At 66.5% G+C, this 10,185-nt stretch carries 9 protein-coding genes; all 9 read left to right on the forward strand.

Annotated elements, in window-relative coordinates; translation table 11 throughout:
- Positions 1–192: 192 nt before the first annotated feature.
- Positions 193–894, forward strand: coding sequence for a transposase (locus tag ACYCUK_RS21575; RefSeq protein WP_461596687.1), 702 nt, complete (start codon positions 193–195; stop codon positions 892–894).
- 93 nt (positions 895–987) lie between these two features.
- Positions 988–3,669, forward strand: a complete 2,682-nt coding sequence (locus ACYCUK_RS21580; protein ID WP_461596688.1) for a tetratricopeptide repeat protein — start codon at positions 988–990, stop codon at positions 3,667–3,669.
- A complete protein-coding gene (locus ACYCUK_RS21585) occupies positions 3,666–4,235 on the forward strand; it encodes an endonuclease domain-containing protein (RefSeq protein ID WP_461596689.1) in 570 nt (189 codons plus the stop codon). Before ACYCUK_RS21580 ends, ACYCUK_RS21585 begins: the two co-directional genes overlap by 4 nt.
- A 20-nt stretch (positions 4,236–4,255) precedes the next feature.
- Positions 4,256–6,343 carry a hypothetical protein gene (locus ACYCUK_RS21590; RefSeq protein WP_461596690.1) on the forward strand — a complete coding sequence of 696 codons (2,088 nt, stop codon included), beginning with the start codon at positions 4,256–4,258 and terminating at the stop codon, positions 6,341–6,343.
- A gap of 132 nt (positions 6,344–6,475) precedes the next feature.
- Positions 6,476–7,384 carry a glycosyltransferase family 2 protein gene (locus tag ACYCUK_RS21595; RefSeq protein ID WP_461596691.1) on the forward strand — a complete coding sequence of 303 codons (909 nt, stop codon included), beginning with the start codon at positions 6,476–6,478 and terminating at the stop codon, positions 7,382–7,384.
- A 55-nt stretch (positions 7,385–7,439) separates the two neighbouring features.
- The gene (locus ACYCUK_RS21600) at positions 7,440–7,667 is read left to right on the forward strand and encodes a type II toxin-antitoxin system Phd/YefM family antitoxin (protein ID WP_461596692.1); all 228 of its coding nucleotides are present in this window, start codon (positions 7,440–7,442) and stop codon (positions 7,665–7,667) included.
- A complete protein-coding gene (locus ACYCUK_RS21605) occupies positions 7,664–8,050 on the forward strand; it encodes a type II toxin-antitoxin system VapC family toxin (RefSeq protein WP_461596693.1) in 387 nt (128 codons plus the stop codon). Before ACYCUK_RS21600 ends, ACYCUK_RS21605 begins: the two co-directional genes overlap by 4 nt.
- An 88-nt stretch (positions 8,051–8,138) precedes the next feature.
- The gene (locus ACYCUK_RS21610) at positions 8,139–9,599 is read left to right on the forward strand and encodes a flippase (protein WP_461596694.1); all 1,461 of its coding nucleotides are present in this window, start codon (positions 8,139–8,141) and stop codon (positions 9,597–9,599) included.
- On the forward strand, positions 9,596–10,185 hold a 590-nt coding region (locus ACYCUK_RS21615; protein ID WP_461596695.1), incomplete at its 3' end, for a class I SAM-dependent methyltransferase. The genes ACYCUK_RS21610 and ACYCUK_RS21615, both read left to right, overlap by 4 nt.

A 10,185-nucleotide genomic window follows, 5' to 3' on the forward strand; every position in this document is an offset into this window, starting at 1 on the left:
CATGACCTCAAGCTCGCGAACCGCCCGGTGCGGACCCGCACGCCGGGTGGTGTGGCAGGGGTGCGGCTCTGACGAGCCGCCCCCTATGCCGATTAAGGGGAGAAATAAGGAGAAAGGGGGACAGACCCAGGGGCAAGGTCAGACCCCATTTTTCGGCTATCCTCCCCTTTGACCCATCCCCGCTCATACCCCATGCCACGGCGCCCACGGCTCACACTGCCCCATGTCCCGCTGCATCTGATTCAGCGCGGCAACAATCGGCAGGCGTGCTTCTTTGCCGATGAGGACTACCGCGCTTACCTCGACTGGCTGCTGGATGCCGCGCGCAAGACCGACTGCCGCATTCACGCTTATGTGCTGATGACCAACCATGTGCATCTGCTGCTGTCCTCCGACCATGCGGATGCGCCCGGGCTGCTGATGAAAACCCTCGGCCAGCGCTATGTGCAATATATCAACCGCACCTATCGGCGCACAGGCACGCTGTGGGAGGGCAGGTTCCGCTCCAGTCTGGTGCAGCAAGAGGGTTATTTCCTGGCTTGCCAGCGCTATATCGAATTGAACCCGGTGCGGGTGCGCATGGTGGAGCATCCGGGCGACTATCGCTGGTCAAGTTACCGCACCAACGCGCAAGGCGAGGAGGATGCGCTGATTCAGGCGCACGCCGTTTATACGGCCTTGGGCGCGAACACCGCCGAGCGGCAGGCGGCGTATCGTGATTTGTTCCAATCCGAGCTCGCACCCGGACTTGTGGATGAGATTCGCGCCGCCCTGCATGGCAGTTATGCCCTCGGTGATGCGCGGTTCGCCCAGGAATTGCAGCGGACACTCGGACGCCGCGCCATACCCGGAATACCGGGCAGACCGAAACTGCCCTCCCTGCATGGGGTCTGACCCCATTTTTCTCTTCGTCGAAAACTGGCTTGAATGAAAACAGCAAAAAAAGAAAAAAAGGGGGACAGACCCCATTTTTTGCGGATCGCGGCGTTGTTGGCCATCCTCCTGCTCGGCCTGCTGGTTTATTGGCCGGGGTTGGCCGGCGGGTACGTGTTCGACGATTTTGGCAATCTGGTGGACAACGCCGCATTCGCCCAAACGGCGCTGCACGCCCACTTCTGGCACGCCATCTGGAGCGGCCATGCCGGGCCATTGGACCGGCCGCTGTCGATGCTGAGTTTTGCGGCGCAAATGGGGTTCACCGGCATGAACCCATGGCCGCTGAAGCTGGGCAATGTGCTGCTGCATCTGTTCAACGGCTGGCTGGTGTGGCTGCTGTCGGCGCGGGTGCTGGGGTGGCTGGAGCGCCAGCAGCCGGCTGGCCGAGTCAAGCCGGCGAGTGCCCACACGGCAGAGCAAGCACTGCCAGCCCCCCCGGAGGGCCAGCCAGCCTTGGGGCGGTCTGGTGGATGGTTGGTGAGCGCGCCAACCCTGGCCTTGCTGGTCACCGCCGCCTGGGTGCTGGCTCCCATCCAGCTCACCGCCGTGCTGTACGTGGTGCAGCGCGAGGAGGCGCTGGCGTCGTGCTTCGTGCTCCTGGGTCTGCTCGCGTACTGGCATGGGCGCATGCGGCTGATCGAGGGCAGGCGCGGGGCCATGGCCTGGATTTGGGGCAGCCTGGCGCTGGGCACGGTGCTGGCCGTGCTGGCGAAGGAAACCGGCGTCATGCTGCCCGCCTACGCCTTCGTGCTGGAGTGGGTGGTGTTGCGCGGGGTTTTGGCTGGCGCCAATGGTGCTGGGCCAGGCCTCCCCATTCCCCAACCCCCTCCCCACCCCAACCCTCCCCCCGCGTGGGGCGGGGGTGTTCTTCTTCAAGGTTCGGAACCACAGGCTGCTGCCCCCAACCCTCCCCGCGCGTGGGGAGGGGGTGTTCTCTCATCCCCCACGCGTGGGGGATGCCGGGAGGGGGATGGTGAGGGGGGAGCGTTCTCACCTCACCCGCGCGTAGGGGCGGCCGGGAGGAGGGTGGTGGGGAGAAGGTTCCAAGCCATCAACCCACTGATTCCGGTTTATCTCGTGCTGCTGTTCATCCCCGGCGTGCTGGGCCTGGCGTGGTTGCTGCCCAGCGCACTCAATGGCTCGGCCTACGCGGCGCGGCCTTTCACCTTGAGCGAGCGCCTGCTCACCGAAGGCCGGGTGATGGTGGACTATCTGCGCTGGATCATCCTGCCCACGCCGAATGCGCTGAGCCTGTATCACGACGATCTTCGCGTTTCCACCGGCTGGCTGTCGCCCTGGACCACGACGGCAAGCTGGGCGTTTCTGGCCGCTTTGCTGGCGGCTGCGCTGTGGCTGCGCAAACGCCTGCCGCTGTTTGCGTTCGGCGTGCTGTGGTTCTTCGCCGGGCAGTCGCTGCTGTCCACCTTCGTGCCGCTGGAGCTGGTGTACGAGCACCGCAACTATTTGCCGGACTGGGGCGTGTTCCTCGCGCTCTTCGGCCTGCTGTTCACATGGAGCCCGCCGGACAAGGAGCGCCGGGGCACATTGCGCCTGCTCACCGTGGGCGGCATGGCGGCGCTGATTGCGTTGTACGGCCTGTTCACCGTGCTGCGCGCGCAGGTCTGGGGCAATCCGTACCGCCTGGCGTATTTCGAGGCGACCACGCACCCCCGGTCGCCCCGCGCCAGCTACGATCTGGGCCGCATGATGCTCATCATGGCCAAGGGTACCGACAGCACGCTGTTCCAGTTCGGCATGCGGCAGATGGAGCAGGGCGCGCTGCTGCCCGGCGCCGACCTGCAACCCTTGCAGGCGCTGGTGTTCATGGCCGCGAAGAACAGCCTGCCGGTGCAGCCGCGCTGGTGGACCGAGATGCACCACACCATCGCCACATCACCGATGAGCGCGGAGGACGTGGGCTCGCTCTACAGCCTGATTCAGTGCAGCATCAACGGCGTGTGCCGCTACACGCCCAGCGACTTGCAGCAGCTCGGCGGCGTGATTGCTTTTGCCGTGCAGCGCAACCCGAACCGCCCCGACCTGATCACGCTCCAGGCCAACTTCGCCGCCAACCTGGGCCACGACAATCCGCTGGCCTACCACCTGATGCTGCGCGCCGTGGCGCTCGACCCCGGCAAGTACGACTACTGGAAAAATCTGGTGGTGATGCAAATGGCGGCGGGGCTGTACGGCGACGCCGGCCATGTGCTGGAGCGCATGCGCGAGCTGGACCGGTTTGGCATCCACCGGGATGAGATACGCAAGTTGGCGGGGGAATTGGCAGAGAAAGCGGCGCTTGCAAGCAAAGCCTCTCCCCCTCCCAACCTCCCCCACGGAGTGGGGGAGGAGAGAACGGCGATGCGCGATGCACGAGAGGCCCCTCCCAACCTCCTCCACGAGGTGGGGAAGGAGAGAACGGCGCTGCGCGATGCACGAGAGGCCCCTCCCAACCTCCCCCACGAGGTGGGGAAGGAGAGAACGGCGCTGCGCGATGCGCGAGGGGCCCATCCCGACCTCCCCCACGAGGTGGGGAAGGAGAGAACGGCGCTGCGCGATGCGCGAGGGGCCCATCCCGACCTCTCCTACGGGGTGGGGGAGGAGCAAAAAGCCTCATCCTCAACATCCCCCTCTCGACCTCCCCGACCCGTGGTGGATGTGAGAACACTCCCTCCCCACGCGTGGGGAGGGCCGGGGAGGGGATTGGGGAAGGCTGGGGTTGGGAGCTCGCCGTGACGCATCCCATGACCGAACGCGCCCGCGACTTGCGCTTGAACATGACGGATGCCGAGCGCCTGCTATGGCGTCGCTTGCGCACCGAGCAACTCGGCGTCAAGTTTCGTCGCCAGACACCGATTGGCCCCTATATCGTGGATTTCGTGTGCATCCCTGGCAGTCTGGTGGTGGAAGTCGATGGCGGACAGCACAACGGGGCCGAGTCGGATTTGCGGCGTGACGCATTTCTGCAGCGGCAGGGCTACACGGTATTGCGCTTCTGGAATAACGATGTTTTGAGCAATATCGAAGGAGTGCTGGTGACGATTCACTCGCAGTTGGCGGCGAACCATGTGCGCACGATACCTCCCCCTCCCGACCTCCCCCACAGGGCGGGGGAGGAGAAAACAGCGCGTTGCGAGCCGAAGGATGCCCCTCCCGACCTCCCCCACAGGGCGGGGGAGGAGAAAACAGCGCGTTGCGAACTCAAGGATGCCCCTCCCGACTTTTCCCACAAGGTGGAGGAGGAGCTAGAAACCCCCTCCCCACGCGTGGGGAGGGCTGGGGTGGGGAGGTGTTCTCCGTGAACGAGCACCCCGTATCACCCATGCAACGCACAGCGCCCCGCCGCTTTGCCCCGCTCCTCGCCCTCGCCGCGCTGTTGGCCATCGCCTGGCTGACCTACTGGCCCGGGCGCAACGGCCCCTTTTTGTTCGACGACTATTCCAACCTCGCCACGCTGGGGGACTACGGCCGCATCGATACCTGGTGGAAGGTGGCGGCCTTCCTCACCTCAGGCTTCGCCGGGCCGACGGGCAGGCCGCTGTCGCTGGCGACATTTCTGCTCGACGCGCGCAACTGGCCCGCTGCGTCCGAGCCATTCAAACTGACCAATGTCGCCTTGCATCTGCTCAACGGCGTGCTGCTCGCGGGCTTGAGTGCGGCATTGGCACGCGCACTCGGCATGGCGCGCAGGCCAGCGGCCTGGGCCGGGGTGCTGGCCGCGGGGCTGTGGCTGCTCGACCCGTTTTGGGTGTCCACCACGTTGTACGTGGTGCAGCGCATGGCCATGCTGGCCGCGACCTTCGTGTTCGCCGGGCTGTGGGGCTACGCGCATGGGCGGGCGCTGCTGGGACAGGGGCGCAAACGTGCGGGCTATGCGTGGATGAGCGTGTCGCTGACGCTGGGCACGCTGCTTGCGGTGCTCAGCAAAGAGAACGGCGCGCTGCTGCCGCTGCTGGCCTGGGTGCTGGAGGCGCTGGTGTTCGACCGCAACCACGCCGCGTTGGAACAGGGCGGACGCGCGTTTCTGGCCTGGCGCTGGGTGTTCATCCGGCTACCGGCGCTGGCGGTGCTGGCTTACCTGGCTCTATACCTGCCTGGGCTGTGGACAGGCGCCACGGCCGGGCGCGACTTCACGCCGCTGCAACGGCTGCTGACCGAAAGCCGCATCGTCTGGACGTATCTGGGCGACATCTGGCTGGCGCGCACGCACGATGGCGGCCTGTTCCACGACGACATCGTCCTGTCCACCGGGCTGCTGCAGCCGCTGTCCACGCTGTTTGCGGTGCTGGGCATGTTGGCGCTGCTCGTGTTCGCGGCGCTGTCGCGCAGGGCGCGGCATCCGGTGGTTGCCGCGGCGGGCGCGGCGGTGGGGTTTTATCTGGCAGGGCAGGTGATGGAGTCGACCTGGCTGCAACTGGAACTCGCCTTCGAGCATCGCAACTACCTGCCCGCGGGGTTGATGTTCTTACCGCTGGCGATGGCGCTGGTGCGGGCCCTCCCCAATCCCCACCCCGGCCCTCCCCACGCGTGGGGAGGGAGTGTTCTCACCTCCCCCACCGGTGGGGGAGGTGAGAAGGGGGATGTCGCTTCACCACGTCCCAGCCGCTGGCCGCTTTGGCTCGCCATCGCCCTGCTGGCCCTGTTCGCACTGCAAACCGCGCGCCGTGCCGAGGTCTGGGGCAAGCCCTTTCAACTGGCGCTGGTGTGGGCGCATGAACACCCCGACTCGCCGCGCGCGCAAGGCTACCTGGCCAATTATTGGACCAGCGTGGGCAACAACCCCGAAGCCGCCAGGCTGCTGAACGCGGCGCTGCAGCAGCATCCGCACAGCCTCATTCTGCTCATCAACCGTGCCGGCGTGGCGTGTGCCCAAGGCGAGGCCCCAACCGGCCTGCGCGCGGCCTTGTTGCAGGCCGCAGGCCATGCGCGCCTCACCGACAACGTGACCCAATACCAGTTCGGCAAGCTGCTGGACGGCATGGACCAGTGCACCGCTTTCGGGCCTGACTTCGAGCTGCAGCTCATCGACACCGCCCTGCGCAACCCGCAGGCGCAAGACGCAACGGTGCGGCGCGATCTGCTGCACCGCCTGGCGCTGCGCGCCCTGGCGCACAACGACGTGCAGCAGGCCTACACGCTCGACTTGCAAGCCTTGCGCCTGCCCGACTTGCCCGTGGGCGCGCGCCTGCGGTTTTCAGTGGAACTGGCAAGCGCCGGGCAGCAGCAACTGGCGCTCGATCTGCTCAACGCCGTGCCTTCGCCGTTGGCACGCATTCGCGGCTGGAGCATGGCCGCCATCCACCAGCGCTGGTTGCGGCATGTCGGCTTCTATCAGCAGAGCGAAGCGCATTTGCGCAAGGTGCTCGCCGCAGAAATCGCGGCGAAAGCGCCACCGCCTGCCGCACGATAATGGACCGATTGCCAGCAAGCCGGAAGGATTTGCCATGACCGCCGCCGTGAAATGTGCCATTGACAAAGCCCCGCGAGCGCGCCGGTGTAGCGCCAGCGAAATGCCGCCATCGGGCCTTTGGGCGGATTGACCATGCTTCTGACCCAGCCGGAAACCCTTGGCCTGCCGGCCGACACCATTGCGCAAGCCGCCCGTCTCTCCATCATCCTCCCCGCCCGCAACGAGGCGGGTGCGGTCGGCAGGACTGTTGCGGGCATTCGCGCGCTCTACCCCGAGGCCGAAATCATCGTGGTGAACGACGGTTCCACCGACGCCACCGCAGCCGTTGCCGAGCAGGCCGGCGCGCGCGTCATCAGCAAACACTACGGCATGGGCAACGGCGCGGCCATCAAAACCGGCGCGCGCGCCGCCGGCGGCGAGGTGCTGGTGTTCATGGATGCCGATGGCCAGCACGACCCTGCCGACATTCCCAGGCTGCTCGCCAAACTCGCCGAGGGCTACGACATGGCCGTCGGCGCGCGTGGCGACGGCTCCCAGGCCAGCGTGGGGCGCGGCCTGGCCAATGGCCTGTACAACCGCCTCGCCACCTGGATGACCAACCACGAGGTCGCCGACCTCACCAGCGGCTTTCGCGCCGCACGGGCCGCCAAGTTCCGCGAATTCATCCACCTGCTGCCCAACGGCTTTTCCTACCCCACCACCTCGACCATGGCGTTTTTCCGCAGCGCCTACCCGGTGGCCTACGTGCCCATCGTGGCCGCCAAGCGCGTGGGCACCAGCCACATTCGTCCCCTGCGCGACGGCGTGCGCTTCCTGCTCATCATCTTCAAAATCGCGACGCTCTATTCGCCGCTCAAACTGTTCGCCCCGGTGGCCGCGGGCTTCTTCCTGCTCGGCCTGGGCAACTACGCCTACACCTTCACCATCGGCCACCGTTTCACCAATATGAGCGCGCTGCTCATGAGCGCTGCGGTCATCGTCTTTCTGATCGGCCTGATCTCCGAGCAGATCACCAACTTGACCTACAAGCGGGACGGGTGACAGTGCCTGCGTGCAGCGGTAGACTTAGCCAAGTAACTTAGCTAAGGTGATTGCCATGCCCCAAATCGTCAATGTCCACGACGCCAAAACGCATCTCTCGCGGCTGATTGACCAGGCGCACGCGGGCGAAGAAATCATCCTCGCCAAAGCGGGCAAACCGTATGCGCGGTTGATGCCGCTGGCAAAGCCCGCCAAGCGCCGCCTGGGCATTCTGCAAGGTCGTGTGGACGATACCTTTTTCGACCCCCTGCCCGAGGAGGAACTGAAGGCCTGGGAAGCATGAGGCTGCTGCTCGACACCCACATTTTCCTCTGGGCCGTGCTGGAGCCCGAGCGCCTGCGCCCGCACCTGCGCTCGCTGCTTGAAGACCCCGGCAACGCCCTGCTGGTGAGCGCGGCATCGGCCTTCGAGATCGCCACCAAGCACCGGCTGGGCAAGCTGTCTGGCGCTGCAGTCCTGCTCGATCAGTATGCCTTGACCCTGCGCGAACTCAGTGCCAGCGAACTCCCCATCACGACAGCGCACGCACTCAAGGCCGGGAGCTGGAACACGCCCCACCGCGACCCGTTCGACCGCCTGCTGGCCGCACAAGCCAGTGTCGAGCAACTACCACTCGTCAGCGCCGATGCGCTCATGGCAGAGTTCGGGATCGAGATCGTTGCATGAGCCCAGCGATCTGCCCTCCACTTTCCCCGAGCCATGTGGTGCTTGGGAACGACAGGCCGTTGCCGAACATGAAGCTCACACCCAACCCATGAGCCGCAAGGTCGCCCACAACGCCTTGTGGAACGTCGGCGGGCAACTGGTTTCGCTGGGCGTGGGGCTGGTGGCGCTGCCCATCCTGCTGCACGCGCTGGGCGCGGCGCGGCTGGGCGTGTTCACGCTGGCGCTGGGGCTGATCGGGTTTTCGGGCCTGTTCGATCTCGGCCTCAGCCGGGCACTCACGCAAACCGTGTCGAGCAGCCTCGGGCAGGGCCGTTCGCGCGGTCAGGTGGCGGCGCTGGTGTGGCGCGTCATCGGCCTGCTCGCGGGCTTCGGCGTGCTGTGGCTGGTGGCGCTGTGGTGGGCCGCGCCGTTTCTGGTGGGCCGGCTGTTTTCGCTCAGCGGCGAGATGGCGCGCGAAACCATTTTCGGCTTGCGCGCGCTGGCGCTGTCCATCCCGTTCGCGCTGGCCGCCACCGGGGCGATGGGCACACTGGAAGGCTTGCAGCAATTCCGCCTGCTCAGCCTGTGGCGCATGCCGATGAGCCTGTTGCAGTTCGGTCTGCCGGTGGGGGTGGCGCTGATCCGCCCCGACGTGGGCTGGGTGATCGCGGCGCTGGCCGCCACGCGCGTGGTCTGGATGCTGCTGTGGCTCACGCAATTGCATCGCCAGTTGCCGCGCGAACCCGGCGTCACCGCGAGCCGCGCCGACCTGCGCCACGCGCTGCGTTTTGGCGGCTGGTTGTCGGTGAGCAACCTCATCGGCCCGCTGATGGTCTATGCCGACCGCTTCTACCTCGCCAGCCAGTTTCCACCGGCGGTGGTGGCGTATTACACGGTGCCGTTCGATACCGCGTTTCGCGCCACGTCGCTGCCACAAACGGCGATGAACGCGCTGTTCCCGGCGCTGGCGGAAACCCAGTCCCGGCCCGAAGCCTCGACGCGGCTTTTGGCGCTGGCCATTCGTGCCGTGATGGTGCTGGTGTTGCCTGCGGTGCTCGTGGGCGCAGTGTTCGCGCACCCTTTGCTGACGCTTTGGCTCGATGCCAGTTTTGCAGGCCCGGCCACGCCGGTGCTGCAACTGCTGCTGATCGGCATATTCCTCAACAGCGCCGCGCATCTGCCCTATGCCCTGCTGCAAGCGCATGGCCGCTCCGACCTGACCGCCAAGCTGCACCTGCTGGAACTGCCGGTGTTCGCCGTGCTGCTGGTTGCCGGGGTGCATCTGTTCGGCATCACCGGCGCGGCGCTGGCGTGGACGCTGCGCGTGGCGCTGGACGCCGCGCTGCTGTACTTCACCGCCTGGTGGTTGCATCGCCCGCAGCGCGCGGCGCTGGCGCGGGGCGTGGGCTTGCTGTGTCTGTCGGCCGGCGCGCTGCTGTGGGTGGTTTATGCGCTGCATGGCCAAGTGCAACTGGCGCTCATCGTCGTCCTCGTCGTGGCCTGTGCGTTCGCGGCACTGCGCATGCTGCGCCTCACCCGGCTGGGCACCCACAAGGAAATCGCACCATGAGCGAAACCCCACGCCCCTGGCCTCAGGCGGACCTTGAATCCGTGCCGCACTGCCCGGTGTGCGGCAGCGCCGAGCGCAGCCTGCTCTACAAGGGGCTGACCGACCGCGTGTTCTGCGTCGCCGATGGCGCGTGGGACTTGTACCGTTGCGCGCAGTGCGCCAGCGGCTATCTCGACCCCAGGCCGACACCCGAGAGCATCGGTCGCGCCTATGCGGGCTATTACACCCACGACGCCGAGGATCATCCCATCGTGCGCCGCAAGGGCCGCATCCGCAGTCTGCTGCACGACTTGATCAACGGCTATCAAAACCATCGCTACGGCCTGCAGCGCAGCCCGGCGTTGCCGATCGGGCGCTGGCTGTTGCCGCTGCTGCCGTCGCTGCGCACGGCGGCCGATGCGGAATGCCGCCATCTGCCGCCGCTCCCAGCAGGCGGCGGGCGCTTGCTCGATGTGGGCTGCGGCAATGGTGGCTTTCTAATGCTGGCCCGGCAAGCCGGATGGCAGGTGGAAGGGCTCGATTTCGACGCTGGCGCGGTGCAGGTCGCGCGCTCGCGCGGACTGGAGGTGCATCACGGCGGCATCGA

This window comes from Thiomonas sp., from assembly GCF_054608695.1.

Bases quoted from the DNA above. Each gene is read 5' to 3' on its own strand.
- ACYCUK_RS21575 (WP_461596687.1), top strand. From the start codon at position 193: ATGCCACGGCGCCCACGGCTCACACTGCCCCATGTCCCGCTGCATCTG.
- ACYCUK_RS21590 (WP_461596690.1), top strand. From the start codon at position 4,256: ATGCAACGCACAGCGCCCCGCCGCTTTGCCCCGCTCCTCGCCCTCGCC.
- ACYCUK_RS21595 (WP_461596691.1), top strand. From the start codon at position 6,476: ATGCTTCTGACCCAGCCGGAAACCCTTGGCCTGCCGGCCGACACCATT.
- ACYCUK_RS21600 (WP_461596692.1), top strand. From the start codon at position 7,440: ATGCCCCAAATCGTCAATGTCCACGACGCCAAAACGCATCTCTCGCGG.
- ACYCUK_RS21605 (WP_461596693.1), top strand. From the start codon at position 7,664: ATGAGGCTGCTGCTCGACACCCACATTTTCCTCTGGGCCGTGCTGGAG.
- ACYCUK_RS21610 (WP_461596694.1), top strand. From the start codon at position 8,139: ATGAGCCGCAAGGTCGCCCACAACGCCTTGTGGAACGTCGGCGGGCAA.